Annotated in this window: 9 protein-coding genes and 4 pseudogenes; 2 read left to right on the top strand and 11 right to left on the bottom strand. The window is 59.9% G+C overall.

Features of this window, described 5'->3' with window-relative positions; genetic code table 11:
- Positions 1–74 precede the first annotated feature (74 nt).
- The 7 genes and pseudogenes from B0G77_RS26720 to B0G77_RS26690 all read right to left on the bottom strand — a co-directional run.
- On the bottom strand, positions 75–1,118 hold the full coding sequence (locus tag B0G77_RS26720; RefSeq protein WP_133665020.1) for a YncE family protein: 1,044 nt from the start codon (positions 1,116–1,118) through the stop codon (positions 75–77).
- Complete coding sequence (locus B0G77_RS26715; protein WP_133665019.1) at positions 1,115–2,380, bottom strand: MFS transporter; 1,266 nt, start codon at positions 2,378–2,380, stop codon at positions 1,115–1,117. The genes B0G77_RS26720 and B0G77_RS26715 overlap by 4 nt, the downstream gene beginning before the upstream one ends.
- Positions 2,381–3,085: 705 nt before the next feature.
- Entirely contained in the window at positions 3,086–4,081 is a 996-nt protein-coding gene (locus B0G77_RS26710) for a hypothetical protein (RefSeq protein WP_133665018.1), read from the bottom strand.
- A 99-nt stretch (positions 4,082–4,180) separates the two neighbouring features.
- Positions 4,181–5,326 carry a porin gene (locus tag B0G77_RS26705; RefSeq protein ID WP_133665017.1) on the bottom strand — a complete coding sequence of 382 codons (1,146 nt, stop codon included), beginning with the start codon at positions 5,324–5,326 and terminating at the stop codon, positions 4,181–4,183.
- 756 nt (positions 5,327–6,082) lie between these two features.
- Positions 6,083–6,334 carry a DUF4148 domain-containing protein gene (locus B0G77_RS26700; protein ID WP_133665016.1) on the bottom strand — a complete coding sequence of 84 codons (252 nt, stop codon included), beginning with the start codon at positions 6,332–6,334 and terminating at the stop codon, positions 6,083–6,085.
- Positions 6,335–6,891: 557 nt separating this feature from the next.
- A pseudogene (locus B0G77_RS26695) lies at positions 6,892–7,065 on the bottom strand (triose-phosphate isomerase); the annotation flags it as partial.
- A 109-nt stretch (positions 7,066–7,174) separates the two neighbouring features.
- Positions 7,175–7,462, bottom strand: a pseudogene (locus B0G77_RS26690) (DAK2 domain-containing protein); the annotation flags it as partial.
- A 116-nt stretch (positions 7,463–7,578) separates the two neighbouring features.
- On the opposite strand from B0G77_RS26690, the pseudogene B0G77_RS26685 reads away from it, so the two are divergent.
- A pseudogene (locus tag B0G77_RS26685) lies at positions 7,579–8,901 on the top strand (IS5 family transposase).
- 110 nt (positions 8,902–9,011) lie between these two features.
- Here the strand turns inward: B0G77_RS26685 and B0G77_RS26680 are convergent.
- Entirely contained in the window at positions 9,012–10,982 is a 1,971-nt protein-coding gene (locus tag B0G77_RS26680) for an SMP-30/gluconolactonase/LRE family protein (RefSeq protein WP_133665013.1), read from the bottom strand.
- Positions 10,983–11,597: 615 nt separating this feature from the next.
- On the opposite strand from B0G77_RS26680, the gene B0G77_RS26675 reads away from it, so the two are divergent.
- Positions 11,598–12,323, top strand: a complete 726-nt coding sequence (locus tag B0G77_RS26675; RefSeq protein WP_133665012.1) for a transporter substrate-binding domain-containing protein — start codon at positions 11,598–11,600, stop codon at positions 12,321–12,323.
- A gap of 244 nt (positions 12,324–12,567) precedes the next feature.
- Here B0G77_RS26675 and B0G77_RS26670 read toward each other — a convergent pair whose 3' ends face one another.
- From B0G77_RS26670 to B0G77_RS26660, 3 genes and pseudogenes are all read right to left on the bottom strand, one after another.
- The gene (locus B0G77_RS26670) at positions 12,568–12,921 is read right to left on the bottom strand and encodes a BON domain-containing protein (protein ID WP_133665011.1); all 354 of its coding nucleotides are present in this window, start codon (positions 12,919–12,921) and stop codon (positions 12,568–12,570) included.
- A gap of 126 nt (positions 12,922–13,047) precedes the next feature.
- Entirely contained in the window at positions 13,048–13,695 is a 648-nt protein-coding gene (locus tag B0G77_RS26665) for a response regulator transcription factor (RefSeq protein ID WP_133665010.1), read from the bottom strand.
- A pseudogene (locus B0G77_RS26660) lies at positions 13,692–15,164 on the bottom strand (PAS domain-containing sensor histidine kinase); the annotation flags it as partial. The gene B0G77_RS26665 and the pseudogene B0G77_RS26660, both read right to left, overlap by 4 nt.
- Positions 15,165–15,461: the final 297 nt, after the last annotated feature.

Below are 15,461 nucleotides of genomic sequence, written 5' to 3'. Positions count from 1 at the left end.
CACCAGGCTCAGAGCACCAGACGGCTTGTCATCGGGCGTCGCGAGCGACGGTGGTACGCTTCTCTCGCCAAAACTCACCGGGGCGCCATGACGCGCAGTACAGGACGTCCGTCGACGTTCTTCAGCGGGAAATAGGCACGATGCGTTGATGGATCGATACCAACCACATGCGCGTTGGGCCCGATGCGACCTTCGCCGATTTTCGACACGGTTGAGGGGCCCACGGTGAACATCGACACGATGCCTGCTTCGCCAGCGACATAAAGCGTGCCCGGACCTGGATCGAATGCGAGCACATCGGGATGACCGCCAACGTCGAATGACTGGACGATCTGTCTGGTAAGCAGGTTCAGCGTCAGCAGTCTGTCGTTGTCTTCGCATGCGATAAACGCGAGGTGTTGTTGCGGAACGATATAGAGGCCGTGGTTGCCTTGTGCGCCCTGCAGATCGATCCGCGCAACGATCGCGTCGTTTGACGGATCGATTTCGACGAGTTGTCGTCGTGACTGGACATTGACGAAGATATGGCGCGACGCGGCGTCGTACTGGGTGTTGCCGGCTTCGCCGCCCAACGGGATCACGTTGGTGCGGCGATTGGATTGGGTATCGATCACGGTTTCAGTCCCACCCGTTTCGTCCGATACATAGAGTTTCCGGGTGACCGGTACATAGGCCATTCCATCCGGATAGACGCCGCCAGCCATGCGTGCGGTTATTTTCAAGGTGGCCTCGTCGATGGCAACGATTTCGTTTGTGCCCGTCGCGGACGCGTACACTCGCGACTGTTCAAGTACCACCAGGACGCCATGAACAGCGGCGATGTTGCCAATGCGGGCGACAACACGTGAGTTTTGCGTGTCGAAGACGATTACTTCGCTGTCGCCCAGGTGTGCGATGAACAGCAGATGCCGGTCAGGGTCGTAGCTTGCGTAATCGAGCCGGGAGGCGCGACCTGGCAACGGGATGTCGGCGACATGCGTCAACGGCAGTTCCATCGCGGGTGGCTGGCCCGCAGCAGTCGCGCTGCGATGGACGACCAGTGCGGCGATTTCGACCATCAAAAGAATGACGAGCAACGCCGCAGGGTAGCGACGGTTCGTGTCGATACGATCTTTCATGACGAATCTCCGCCGGGCCTGACGTGACTAAACGCGGCGAGCAGCGAAAGATCGTATGCAATCTTCAGCACGCCGCACGCAACTAGCGGAGCACCAAGCCACCCGAGGCCCAGCAGTACCCCTGAAAGGGTGGGCGCGAGCGCTGCAGCCAGGCTTCGCGGAACCGCGGTAAAGCTCGCCGCTGCGGGACGCTCTCCGGGCGTGACGACCGACATCACGTAGGCGCTGCGCGTAGGCACGTCCATCTGTGAAAGAGCACTGCGTGCGAGGAGGAGCGCGAGAGTCAGCGTGAGGGAGGGCGAAAACGCTGCGGCAATCAGGCATACGCTCGAGGGGATATGCGTAAACACCATCGTGTTGAGCAGGCCGATCCGGCGCGACAACGGTGCCGCGGCCAATTGAGAGCCAGCGCTAAGCAGCCCTGCCCAGAAAAAGAACTGGCCGGCTGCGCCGAGCGAAAGACCGAACCGCTGGATCAACCACAAGGTCAGCAGCGAGTTGACGAGAAGTCCGCCTGCAAAGGCGTCAACGCTGAAGAGCAGCGCAAGGCGCATGACGATTCCGCGCGAAGGCCCAAGCGGCACGCGCTGCGTGTCGGTCCTGGACTCGCGTGCCGGCAGACGCCGGTAGAGGAGCAGGATGACGAATCCTGCAGTCGCGTAGACGGTGAACATCGCGCGTATCGCCGTGAGTGGCGAAACGCCTGAGCGGACACTGATCGAATCGGGCAGGCCGGCCGCGAGGGCGCCGACTGCGGCGGACAGCCCGCCGACGAGGCTATATCGTGCAAACAGGGCGGTCCGTGCGTCACCCGTTGCGGATTCGGCGAGCCTTGCATGCTCGAGCGGAAGAAACAGGCTGACATCGCCGGAACTCGGGTTCAGCGTGCCGATGAACGCGACGACGAGTAGCGGCCACAGCGAAGACAGGCCTGCGAAAGAAAGACCTGTTGCCGTCATCAGCGTCGCCGCGAAGAGCAACAGGCCCCGCTGTGCAAAGCGATTTCCTACGAGGCCCACCAGGGCGGTCGCGATGGCCGACCCGAACAACGTGGTCGTGCTGATGAGCCCGACAGCCAGTTGCCCAAAGCCGAGCGCCAGCAGATATCCGGGTAGCAGCACCGCGATAAAACCATCGCAGATGCCGCGCAGTCCGCGGGCAACAAGCAGGATCGAGGCGCCCGGGTCGACGCCTTCGGGACGGAGCAATGTAGACAACCGTGCCCTGACTGCTCGCCTGGCCGTGCATCCAGGTATGTGCATCGCCGTTGCACCATGCAAAGATATGCTTCATAGAGGAGCATGCCATAACGCAGCGATTCGTGACCGTTCGTTAAGGAGCGTGCAACCCAATGGGTATCGCGCGCAGGCCAGGTGTTTCCGGGACAGGGCTTATGGATATCGAACGCATTTCCTTCAAATTCGTCGTGGTTGATGCGAGGAGCGATGTTCACCCGGGACGACGATGTCTCGCGTACTCGAGTGGTGGCAGAGGGTTGCGGATTCAACCGGTGGATGCCTTGGCTCCCTTCGCAAGCGGTCACTCGTCGAGGGTCGGACGCAACCGAGTGCGACTGACCGCAGTGGCCGATGACTTGCCGGCTTCCACGAGCGGTTGAATCCGCACTTGGAAACGGCCATTGTGATAACGCCAGCACGTAAGGCCGCTTCGGGTCACTCCAGTCCCAGGCGTTTTTCGGAAGCGACCGTTCGGAGCGCGCCATGTTCTGCTCAGTGCCAAAGGCCGCACGGCATGCGGTGAACTGAAATTCGCTACCGAAATCAACGGCTCTGTAATCTCGAACCAACTGTGGATATGTCAGCGAATGCCATGACCCTATCTCCCTTAGGAGATCGCTGATGCGCCCCCTTCATGCCAGCGATCGTCTTTCGATGATTAAATAAGCATTTCTTATTGCATAGTGGGGACATGCGGCGCAATCGCCGCATGCCGGCTTGCGTCAGACGTTACAGCTTGCGTTCGAAGACCCCCACTTTGTTGCTCGCGTTCAGGTACACGAAAATGCGATGCGTTTTCGTGTCCACCGTAAGCGTATGCGCGTTTTTCTCGGCGGCGAGGTGATCGACAACCTGGTTGGTATCGAGATCGACGACCTCGATGCTGCCCGTCTTGTCGCCGAGGAAAGCCCGGCGCTGCGCAGTATCGATGGCGGTCTGGTCGACGGCGCCGGCCACGGGGATAGTCGTCACCAGCGTACCGCTCCTGGCATCGACGACGAGCATCTTCTGGTCGCCTGTTCCGAAGATCAGATGGTGGGTCTTCTCGTCGTATACACCTCCTTTCGTGCTGCTCTTCACGCCGAAGTCCCAGACCGCGACAATCTTGTTCGTGTTCGGATCGATGACGTCGACGTTGCCTCCCACGGGTTGGTACAGACGATCCATGGGCCGGACATACAGTGCGACGTCTGGCCCGTCCTTGGAATCTTCCGGTTTGAGCTTGAAGACGGCCGTACGCGTGAACGGCGTGTTGCCGTCGAAAACGGCCACATTGTTGCTGTCGTCGTTGGCCACGAAAACCTTGCCGGTGCGGGTATCGACGTTGACTCCGTCGGGCGTCTTGCCGCCGCTATCGACGGTAGCCACTGTTTTGAACGTTCGCTTGTCCACGACGAGAAGCTTGCCCGTCGTGGCGTCGGTGACGAACGCGTAGCGCTGGTCGATGTCAATGCCGTTTCCGGAATCCACGCCGGAGATCGTGCTCCTGACGGAGAGCGTTTTCGCATCGATAACCACGACGTTATGGTTCGGGGACTGCGCGAGCCAGACGGTTTGGGTATCGGGATCGTATGTCACCCAGTCGCCGTGGCCGCCCGTCGCGCCCGGCAAGTCGATCGTCTTGATCAATTCGTATTGCGACGATTGCGCACCTGCCACCGACGAAAAGAGACCGGCAATTGCCGCGCTAATGACCAGACGCCTGAATTTAAAGAAAGATGGCATGTATCCTCCAATCGAATGTTTAGTTTTGTGCGGGTAATATTATTTACGGCGGTTTAAAGAATCGATTTCCAAATCGCAAGGCAGGCGTTTCAAGACCAGCTAGAACTTATGGACGATGCCGATGATCAATGCCACCTGATTCGGCGTGCCCGAACTGGATGTCAAGTCGCCCACCGTGCCGCCGGCCGGGACAAGCGTCGCTCCATCGGCGCTGAATGTTGTACCGCTCGCATGCGAATAAGCGGCTGTGGCGTAAAAGGTGGTGCGCTTGCTCAGGCCGTATGACGAAGTTGCGGCAACGGTGTGGTATGTCGCGGATGAGTCGCCGCTCGATTTCGTATAGTTGTAGCCAATGGCCAGCAACGCGGCAGGCGTGAGCTGATAGCCCAAAGACGTGCCGGCGATATTGAAGGTCTGGGTGCGGTTGAAAGCGCCGTAGTTCAGGTAGGGCTTGTACTGGGCGTTGCTGTAGCGCGCGTTGGCCGTAAGATTACCGACGACGTATTGCACGGCGACTTGCGCAATCTGACGCGAGCCGACCATGCCCACAGAGCCGAAAAGCGGGGTGACTGAGTTGTTCTGCGTCAGATCGGCAGAGCCCGCTCCATTGGGGCCGTCGTTCTTTGCGAACAGATAGCCGGCCGCCAGGCTCAGCCCGCCGTTGTTGTACAGTGCCGCCGCCGAGTATGTGTGCCCGGAGGATATGCTACCCGCCACGCCGCCGAGGGCGTACATCAATTCATATTGAAACCCTGCGTAGGTCGGGCTCGCGTACTTGATCGCGTTGTCGATCCAGACCGTTCCGTCATTGTTGTCGGCATCGCCAGGCGTCGCGAAAGCGGGACCGTAACTGTCGGCCGTGATGCCTTGAACCAGATCGACCGTCGGATCGTATTGCCTCCCCAGCGTCACGGTGCCCAGTCCGCTGCTCGCCAGACCGACATACGCCTTGCGCCCGAATAGACGGCCGCCGTTCTGAAGCTGCCCGGAAGTGACGTCGAAGCCGCTTTCCAGAGCAAAAATCGCTTTCAGTTCACCGCCGAGATCCTCGTTGCCCTGCAGTCCCCAGTAGCTTGACTGGAAAGCGGCATTTTGCAGCTGGAGTACCGAAGCGTGTCCGGTATTGTTGTAATACGCGAGGGCTTCATCGATCGATCCGTAAAGCGTAACGCTGCTCTGTGCACTAGCTCCTGAAGCCGCCGCGAAGAAAGTAAGTGCACAAGCATGATACTTTATGCTTCCCACAACGTCTCCTTGTATATACTGTTATTCGCCAGTCTTGCCTGGTTTTAAACAGCGCGATTCGTCATTCGGTTGCACAGGGCGCGATTAAATACGGCCCGCGCATTCGCGTGGAATCACGTCAATTTCCAGAAAGATTGCCTTCCAGTCGATTCAGATCCGTGCCACGTAACTTAATCACGCTGCAATCTTGACAATGACCATATATTACGGATAGTTAAATAATATTATGATTACGATAAGTGTTTGTTTATCGTTGTATTATTAACGTAATGTAAATTTCATTGCCGAAACTTCCAGGCTGTCAGGTTTCGTGTGAGCGGCGAGCTATTTCGACGGCCGGTTCTTCCTGTGCGAGCGAGGAGCAGAACAGCGCCAGTCGGTTCGCATTCTTTAGCAATCTTTTGAAGAAACGAGGAATCTCGGGCCAGAGCTGAAATGCAATGTTATTGGAATGCAAGGTGACGGGGAGGCTGGATCCCTGTGGAAGCGCGGAGCGTGGTTGAAGATTACGGGAAACTACTTATGTATTGCTAATGCAGCGTCTATGGTGCCCTCTGCACGATCGATACGACGTGCGGGTTCGTCGGCATGCCCGCTTGCGATCGTGCTGATGCTTGTGTTTGCCGAGTACTTCAGGGCGGTGCGACGGTTCGCGGTCGCGCCGGTCCGCGTCGCGCTACGCCTTGCTCTCTTTGGCATCGAGGAGCAGGCCCCCGCTCGGCTGGGATGGCTGGGGTTCGCGCGAATGACCCACGCCTACCTCGATTCGTTGCCGGGCATGATCGTCCCCACCATCCCGTGCTGCGTCGCGATGCGAGCTTCGGCCGCCTGGATATCGGCGGGATATTTGCCAATGTCCCGTCTTCCCGGGTTGTATCCGGCCTTGACGACCTGGGCCAGTTCGGCGCGCACCTGAGCACGGGTAAGTGGCTCGTTCGGTTGCTGAGCGAACGAAGCGACCGGTACCGCCAGCATGACGGTGACGGCAATCTGCAGTATGGACTTCACGGTGTTTCTCCTTGTTTTCTGGTCACTGCCGCGAACAGCCCTGTTCGCAACAAGTGACTACCAGCATACGTAAGCAGACTTAACGCACGCTAACGCGGAGATTACTTTGACGTTATCTTCGGCACTGAAAGGCGGCAAAGCGAAACGCCCGCTTTGGGGGCAGCAGCCTGCGCGGAATGGGTCCGGTGCACGGGCCGTGACGATCTCGTCCGACCGCCGAAATGGCTCGCCTCCTGCACGAAACTCAAAGGCCGAAGGCTTCGGTAATCAGATCAATATTGAAGCTATATCAACGAACATTTATTAAAATAATAATATCATTCAATTATTCGAAATCCATTGTCATTGCCAACATTGCGGCCGTGACTAAATTGGGTGATTGCGTGGCACTCAGACTGCATCGATGGCGTGGGGAAGTGCATCGAGAATTGTGTATCCTGATTGATAGTCATTTGAAATGGAGTCGCGTCAATGGCCGAGGCAGCCTCATTGGCTACCGACAGCAGTCTGCCGGTAGCCGATAGAGGAATGAGCTTTACCCTGACCGGGTGATAGGGTTACTTCTGCAGCGACGCTACAGCCTGACTGGCTGCCGAACGGATGATGTCGAGAAACTGTCCCGCGTCGAGCGAAGCGTCGCCTACCAGTGCGCCATCAACGTCACCTTGTGCAAACAGTTCCGATGCTGTCGCTGGTTTCACGCTGCCTCCGTACAAGGATGGAGATGTTCGCGAGCGCCTCTGCCCGTCTTTGGAGTACCTGGCGAATGAAACGACCGGAAAAGAGCGAAGCGATGAGGTTGAGAGTCAATCCGACGCATCGCTTCTCGCCCGCAACTGACTAACGGGACGTGATGTGCGGCTTTAACGCACGCAGCCAGCAGGCAACGGCGACCGCCCCTCCATCGGGTGAGCCGAGCGCACGCGCTCCAAGGTAACTGGCCCGACCTGCGCGGGGCGACATTTGCGCCGTGTTCTGAGCGCCAGACTCCGCTGCGGTGACCGCAGCCACCCACGCTCCGGGAGCATCCGGGCCGGACTTTAAGCCGCCTTCAAAAGCCTCGATTGCGGGCACAAGGGCATCAAGCATCGTGCGATCTCCTGGCTTTGCCCCACCTAGCTCGTCGAGCCTGAACAATTCGGCGAGCCTCGTGCAGCGGGGCTTTGAGGCCGAAATGGTGTTGTGAGATTTGCAGGAACCTGGCACATTAACGTGAGAATCCTGCAAATTCTGATGAGGTGCGGATGGGTCCCAAGACGCCTGTGAAAGAAGGAGATTTCTTCCGGCAGCCGCTGCGTGAACAGATCAATCTGAAACATCCGCTGGTACGGCTGGCTGACCTGATCAACTGGAATCGGCTGGGCGTCGCGATGAGCGAAAGCTTCGTGTCGCGCAAGGGGCGACCGGCGACATCGCCCAGGCTGATCGCCGGTCTGCTGTATCTGCAGCACGCATTTGACCTGTCTGACGAAGAGGTCGTCTGGCAATGGGTGGAAAACCCGTATTGGCAAGTGTTCACCGGCGAAACGCACCTGCAGACCGAACCGCCAATCGATCCATCGAGCCTGACGCGCTGGCGCAAGCGGCTGGGCGAAGCCGGCGTTGAGGAGTTGCTGGCCGAAACGATCGACGCAGCCAAAAGGGCGGGCGTGATCAGGGCTGCGAGCGTCAAGCGCGTGATCGTAGACACTACTGTCATGCAAAAGGAGGTCGCGCACCCGACGGATTCACGCCTGCTCGAGCGGTGTCGCGAACATCTGGTGAAGGCTGCAGCGCGCCACGGCCTGAAGCTGCGGCAGAACTACAACCGCGAGGCGCCGCACCTGGCGCGTCAGATTGGCCGTTACGCACATGCGAAGCAGTAGAAGCGCATGAAGAAAGTGTTGCGTACGCTGCGCTCGCGTGTGGGTCGGGTGATGCGTGACGTGGAGAGGCAGATAGATTCGGTATCCGAAGGAAGTCGCGTGATTCTGCAGGAACTGGTTGGGCGCACAAAGCGCATCCTGTCGCAAAAGCCGAAGGACAAAAACAAGCTCTACGCACTGCACGCGCCCGAAGTTGAGTGTCTGGCCAAAGGCAAGGCGCATACGCCCTACGAGTTCGGCGTGAAGGTGTCGATCACGACAACGCACAAGGAAGGCCTGGTCGTTGGGATGCGCTCGATGCCGGGCAATCCGTACGATGGCCACACCCTGGCAGAAGCACTGGAGCAGGCAGCGATCCTGAGCGACGTCACGCCAGAAATCGCCGTCGTCGACCGTGGCTACAAGGGCGTGGACATCGAAGGGGTGAAGATCTACCACCCAGGGCTGCGGCGCGGCATTACGCGGGGATTGCGGGCAATGATCCGACGGCGCAGTGCGATCGAGCCAGCGATCGGCCACATGAAAACGGACGGAAAGCTCGACCGGAACTGGCTAAAAGGTACGCTCGGCGACGCGATGCACGCGGTGCTGTGCGGCGCTGGCCACAACCTGCGGATGATCCTCAGGAAGCTGCGGCTTTTTTGCGCCCTCGTTCTTGTCGCGTGGTTCATTTCTATCGATCAGACAACGCCCGCCGTTTGACGCCGACGACGGACAAAACGCTTTATTCAGGGCGGACGAAGTAAACAACGTCAAAAAATCGACATGACGTGAGGTGCTCGCCGGGGCGTAGCCGCGGCGAGCACTGTTGATCAGGGTGTCCAGCGATAAATGATGACGCTGGTCCCGTTGTAGTTGTCCTTCGTGATCACATACTCCCCGGTCGATCGACGGTACGATCTCAGGCCGTACATCGAATCCACGTCATTGCCGACGTACACGGTGTTGGGGTTGCTGTTGATCAACGTGGTGTCCAGGCTGCCTGTGGTCAGATTGAAGGCATCGATGTTGGGCACGGTGTGTACGTATCCGACGAAGAGATAGTTGCCGGCTGCCGTAATCGACTTGGGATTGGCGCTGGTGAGGTTGATCACCGGATTGGGAACAGTTGTGTTGCCTGCGAGCCAGCCGTGATACACCTCGATCCGCGTTCCGATCGACGTCCAGTCCGTGCTCCCGACAGTTCCCTGTGCCAGGATCATCGTGTCGCTTTCAGGCAGGTAGATGATCCGCGTCAATGGCGTGATCGTGCCCGGAATGGGCGTTGCAATCCCTGCTCCCCAACTCGGCTGACCGTTGGCATCGAAGCCGGTCAGCGGATAGTGCCAGATGGCATTCGTCTTGTCCAAACCGGCCCAGACGTCCCCTTTGCTGTCGAGGCAGAATCCGTCCCTGACCGGTGCGGTCGTATTGAACGCCGTACCCGGAAGCGTGGCGTCCGGGATTGCGATGTAGCCATTCGGAGCATTGAAGTGGAAGAAGTAAAAGGTATCGGGATTCTGGCCGGACGCCACGAGGATCCGGTTGGCGCCGGCGGTGGCAAGTTGACCGAAGTGCTCATCCCGTGAGCGATCGTTGATGTTGACACGTGGATCGGATGGATAGTCGATCGGATCGACAGTGTTCGCTACGAAACGTCCCCCAGCGGTGCCGGTGTATACGTTGGTACCTCCATAAAAGTACGTGCCGTCAGTGCTCGGGTCCGGAGCGGCGCTCCCCTCGAAGTTGAGAGACTGAAGCGTCCATTGCAGGTGGCCGGAAATGCTGTAGGAGTGAATGTCGGTGCCGCCGTCGCGGCCGAGGTCCCAGCTTCCGCCCCACGGGTTGTTGAGCACGTACAGGTTGCCGGCGGCATCTTTGCCGATGCCGGTGACGCGGGTAAAACGCTTATCGCCAACCTGGCCTTTGATTCCCGTTGTCGTATCGAGATATCCCCCCTGAATGCCAAATGTACTGACCGAAAATGGAATGCCCAAGACGTTATAGATCTTGATGTTCATGTCGGGGCCCTCGTCGCCGATCATGAGACACCCGGTCGACGAATCGAAATACAGTGAGGACGGTCGAGCGGCGACAGACATCTGAATGGTGCTTACGAGCACGCCGGCCGGATTGAATTCGAGGATCGCGCCCGCACTTTTCTGTGCAACCCAGATGTTTCCTGCGCTGTCCACCGCGAGCGCGCCAGGGTATGAGACAGCGATATCCTGCCGCCAGACGCCGTCGGTCGTGTAGACGCGGACGCGATTTCCAGGAAAGTCGCTCACATAAAGGAGCGAGCCTGACGTCGCGAGTCCCGTGATGACATCAGCCCGCTGCTCAGTCGTTGTCGCGCTGACCGAGATGAGAAAGTCGCGAGTTTGGGTGGTTCGGTTGTACCGCGCTACCGTGCCGCTGCCATAAGTAGAATTAAAATGCAGAGCGGCGAAAATCGAAGTTGCATTACCCGTGATGGCGCTGCCCTGGAACTCGCCGTGACCTCCTATGGACCCCAGGCTTTGGCCGTTCTGATATATCGCGACACCACCTTCGTTTTCGTCCCACATCGAAGCCGTGTAGATGACGCCCTCGGGCGCTATCCACATGGAGCGCGCGACGCTACCCACGCGGGTAGCGTTGGTCCCAAACGTGTTGGCCACCCAGTCGGTGGCGTACTGTCCCTGGCACTCCGGTGCAAGCGTAGCGGCCAGCAGTGCGGTGAGGAACGTGGCATAGATTCGTTTCATGATCGTGAAGCGTGCCCTCCTGAGGCACCGGAATTGGGGGATTGCACGTTGACCCATGCCCGTAACCTTGACGACCTGATAGGTTTTGCCTGGGGACCGACTGCCGGTTCCTGTGGCTGCTTTCCGTGTCGTGCTGGCATGCGCGCAATGGGGTGGAAGGGTCTTTGATCGGGAAGGGTCGTCTTCGAAGCGTGCCCGGCGTCGCTCGCCCGTTCGGCGAGCGGCGTTTCGCAGGCAACTGTCCTTGTCTACTCGCCGCTCCGGCAAGTGTCGCGTCTGTCCAACTCAACCCTGCGTTCGAGTGTTATATCGGCAAGGTGCGGAAAAGGTTGAGCTGTTCGCGTTTCCAGTACAGGCAAACGCGCTAGACCCCAGCCCGAGCAGCGCTTTCAGCCGGCCCGCGAGGTGGATGAGCGTTCACGTGCCAACCGGCGGTTCGGGGTGGCAAGCGTGGACCGCGAGCGGGTGATTTCTTGCGAGGCGAAGGTGCGGCTAGGGCCGACTACCGAAGTTCGCGGCGGAGGGGCGTCCGACCGGACTCGGTCGGCTGCCGGTCTTCGGCCGACCGCATCGGGCAGTAGTCGGCCATAAAGGCGACGTCCGCCGATGTAAGTAGAATCGTCGACAATCGGGCGCTCGATTATGTACCGTTTACGAATTGCGAGGCGAAGGATGAAAGTAACGATCGCGTATATCGAAGAACCCCCATTCGGCTGGACAGACTCGGATGGGGCGGCTATCGGAGCGGACCTTGATTTGGCCGATGCTGTCCTTCGGGCTATCGGCGTTACCCAGATCGAGCATCACCTGACAACTTTCAGCGAACTGCTGCCAGGGGTTGGAGCCGGCCGCTGGGATATGAATGTTCCGCTTTTCGTCACGCCTGAACGGGCCAATCTGGTTGCATTCAGCTTGCCGGTATGGGCGATCGGGGACGGTTTCTTGATTCGGACAGGAAATCCAAAGGCGCTCAATAGCTATGCGTCACTCGCCGCACGTCGCGATGCGCGCCTCGGCATCATCGCCGGGCAGGTGCAACACGAGTCGGCGAGAGCGGCAGGGGTAAGCGAAGACCAGATCGTCAGTTTCGAGCAGCAGGCCGACGCAATTGAAGCGGTTCGCTCAGGGGCGATCGACGCGTATGCGAGCACCGCCGTGGGAAATCGCATACTGGCCGACCGTATCGGCGGCTCTGTAGAGGCGGTCGATCACGAACCCGGAGAGGATGGGAGTCAATGCCCCCCGATCGGAGCATTCTCGTTTAACAAGAGCAACGGCGATCTGATCAACGCGGTAAACCAGCAGCTTCGTTTATATCTAGGGTCCCCCGACCATCGCGCTCGCATGGCGAAATTCGGCCTCACACACAAGGAGATCGATCCCGCACTTGTCTGTTGAGCCGTGTCAAGCTGTCACGGCGCTCATGGCAAGACCGTTCCGGAACCGGCCCATGAAGCAACACTCGCTACCGCTCGGTTTGAACATTCGTACGCCCGGTTCGACCTCAAACCCGCCATTCTGATTTCGCGGTTTGGCACGCTCGAACGAGTCCTGGCGCCACTCCTGCTGACCGCAGCCGTGCCTGGAACATGAACTCGTGCTCCGGCGCGACTTGACTGTAGATCGACGCCGCCTTGAAGGATTAATACCCTTTTGTATAGAGCGTCAGATGGTTACTCACCGACGTGACACCCGGCACGCCCTTCGCCACTTCCGCGGCCTGCTGGATCTGCGGACCGTCCGGCACGCTGCCGGATAATGTCACGACACCGTCGCGCGCCTTGACGAATACGTTCGACACGTTGAAGTTGGGCGCTTTCGATAGCGCCTTGCGTACATCGCGAGCCAGGTTCTTGTCCGCTGGCGTCGCCTTGCCTGAACTTGCAGCCGGACTCGACGCCATCGACATGGCGTTGCTGGCTTGCGCGTAGACATTCGACGTCAGCGTCACGCATCCCACGACGACGAGCAGATTCACAAAGTTGCATGCTTTCATGATTGCCTCTCTTGTTCGGCCTCGCAGATCGTGAGTCTTATTCCGCTTCTAACAAAGCCGCCTGCACGATTAAGGGAAAACCCGCATCCGGACGCACGCCTGTTGGCAAGCCCGGAGGCAAGGGCATCAGATCTCGTCGTCTTCGCCGAAAAGCTTGTGGCGCACCGCATAGCGTACGAGCGCGGCTTCGTGCGGCATCTGCATTTTTTCGAGGATGCGCGTCTTGTAGGTGCTGACCGTCTTTGCGCTGACACACAGCTCCTGGGCGATTTCGGAGATCGTCTGGCCGGCCGCAATGCGTCGGAACACGTCGAATTCGCGGTCCGACAGCCGCTGGTGAGGCAGCGTATCGACCGGTTCGTTCAGGCTCTGCGCAAACTGCTCCGCCATCGCAAGGCTCACGTAAACGCCGCCACTTGCGACCTTGGCGACCGCCGCGACCAGTTCGGCGCTGGCGCTTTCCTTCGTCAGGTAGCCGGACGCGCCAGCCTTGAAGGCACGCACCGCATATTGCTGTTCCGCGTGCATGGTCAGCACGAGGATGCGCAAGGCAGGCTTTTCGTCCTTGATCTGCCGGATGAGTTCGACGCCGTTGCGGCCGGGCATCGACAGATCGAGCACCAGCACATGGGCCTCGGTGCCGCGGATCAGCGCGATCGTGCTCGCGCCGTCGTTCGCCTCGCCGACCACGTCGAAGCCGCTGGCATTCTGCAGGATATGCCGCAGGCCATCGCGCACCAGCGTGTGATCGTCGGCTATCAGCACCTTCGTCATGGTTGAGCCTCTTCGAGTTTTATCGTCTGGAGCGGGAAGGTGACCGTGATCGCGAAGCCTTTCCCGTTCGCCGTGTCGATTTCGACCGACCCGCCCAGCATGTGCACCCGCTCGCGGATGCCCAGCAGGCCGAACGACTTTTCCGCCCGCGGGTCGTGCTCGCCCGCGCCGTGTCCGTTGTCGGCGATCCGCAGCACACAGGAGTCGTCCTCGATGCGCAGGGTCAGCATCACGAGGGTCGCGTCGGCATGCTTCGCGACGTTGGTCAGCGCTTCCTGCACGATGCGGAACAGTGCCGTCGCGCCGTCGCGCGTGAAGCGGGTTTCGCCGGTTTCGATGCGGCGTTCGACGTCGATGCCGTAACGGCTCGTGAAATCGCTGGCGAGCCACTCGATTGCCGGAATCAGGCCGAGGTCATCCAGCATCACCGGCCGCAGGTCGGCGGCGATCCGGCGGACGGATGCGACCGTCGCGTCGATCAGGCGGCGCATGCCGCGCAGCTGGTCAGCCAGTTCCGGCTTCAGCGCCGGATCGGCGCTGAGCGCCCTCTCGACCGACGAGAGATCCATCTTGAGCGCCGTCAACTGCTGGCCGAGATCGTCGTGCAACTCGCGGGCGATACGGTTTTTTTCCTCTTCACGCACATTCTGCAGATTCGCGGACAGCTCGCGCAACTCTTCGCGGGCGCGCTTCTGGGCATTATCGGCTTTGACGCGTTCCGTCACGTCGCGCAGCATCACCGTGTACAGCTTGCCGCTCGCCTCGCGAATCTGCGAAATCGACGCTTCGATCGGGAATTCCTCGCCGTTCGCCCGAAGTCCGAACAGCACCCGCTGCCGGCCCATCTGGCGATCCGATACGCCCGTCACGCCGAACTGGTCGACGTGCCGCGCGTGGGCGGCACGAAACCGCTCGGGGATGAACCGGGACAGCGGGGTGCCGATCGCATCCATCGCCGGGCAGCCGAACAGCTGCTCGGCCATCGGATTGAAGATGACGATGCGCTGGCTTTCATCGATGGTAATGATCGCTTCCATCGACGAGCGGATGATGCCCATCATGCGCGCTTCGTTGAGTGTCGAGCGGGTCGGGTCCTCGTGGTTCGCGCGAGCCGCACCGGCACGTTCGCGGGCGACGAGGAACGCGACGGCAGCGAGCAGCACGGCGGCCGCCAGCCCTAGGATCAGCACGAGCGAACCCGCGTCGCCGGCGGCCGCGCGCAACTCGCGTTCGCTCGTGGTGTAGACGAGCGTGAGGGGCTCACCGCCAAGGTTCAGCGTCGCGGTATGGCGAACCACCGGCGATGAGTCGGCGACATCGTCGCCAGCCGGTTCGAAGCTGTAAATCTGGGTCGCGGACGTCCCGGCGAGCACCTGCAGGTCGATACCTTTCTGCCCGGCCATGGTCTGGTCGAAGAGCCGTCCGATATCCAGAATCGCTACGAGCACGCCCTCCGCGTTTGCGCGCCGGGCGGCCGGGGTAGGCGGGGCCGCGGGCGCGGCAAGTAACGTCTGGCGTTCCACAAACTGCGAGGCGCTGATCGTGGCGGCGACGCCGGCCACAAGCACGGCGATAGCGATCGCCATGGGCCATCGGATGGGAAGGACGCCCCCAGGCAGGTGGGGTTGCATTCGAGCATTTTGCGTTTTGTCTTTTAACGCCATGCGGGTTCGCCTGAGCAAGATCATTCCGTGGGCGGCGAAGCCGCTGCGGATCGGAAATTCGTTTTCGCGCCGTCGCCTGACCCTGCGGGATACGGTCGTTCT

This window comes from Paraburkholderia sp. BL10I2N1 (assembly GCF_004361815.1).
Taxonomy (GTDB): Bacteria; Pseudomonadota; Gammaproteobacteria; order Burkholderiales; family Burkholderiaceae; genus Paraburkholderia.
This window is presented reverse-complemented; position numbering and strand designations above follow the sequence as displayed.

Bases quoted from the DNA above. Each gene is read 5' to 3' on its own strand.
- B0G77_RS26720 (WP_133665020.1), bottom strand. From the start codon at position 1,118: ATGAAAGATCGTATCGACACGAACCGTCGCTACCCTGCGGCGTTGCTC.
- B0G77_RS26715 (WP_133665019.1), bottom strand. From the start codon at position 2,380: ATGCACATACCTGGATGCACGGCCAGGCGAGCAGTCAGGGCACGGTTG.
- B0G77_RS26710 (WP_133665018.1), bottom strand. From the start codon at position 4,081: ATGCCATCTTTCTTTAAATTCAGGCGTCTGGTCATTAGCGCGGCAATT.
- B0G77_RS26680 (WP_133665013.1), bottom strand. From the start codon at position 10,982: ATGGGTCAACGTGCAATCCCCCAATTCCGGTGCCTCAGGAGGGCACGC.
- B0G77_RS26675 (WP_133665012.1), top strand. From the start codon at position 11,598: ATGAAAGTAACGATCGCGTATATCGAAGAACCCCCATTCGGCTGGACA.
- B0G77_RS26670 (WP_133665011.1), bottom strand. From the start codon at position 12,921: ATGAAAGCATGCAACTTTGTGAATCTGCTCGTCGTCGTGGGATGCGTG.
- B0G77_RS26665 (WP_133665010.1), bottom strand. From the start codon at position 13,695: ATGACGAAGGTGCTGATAGCCGACGATCACACGCTGGTGCGCGATGGC.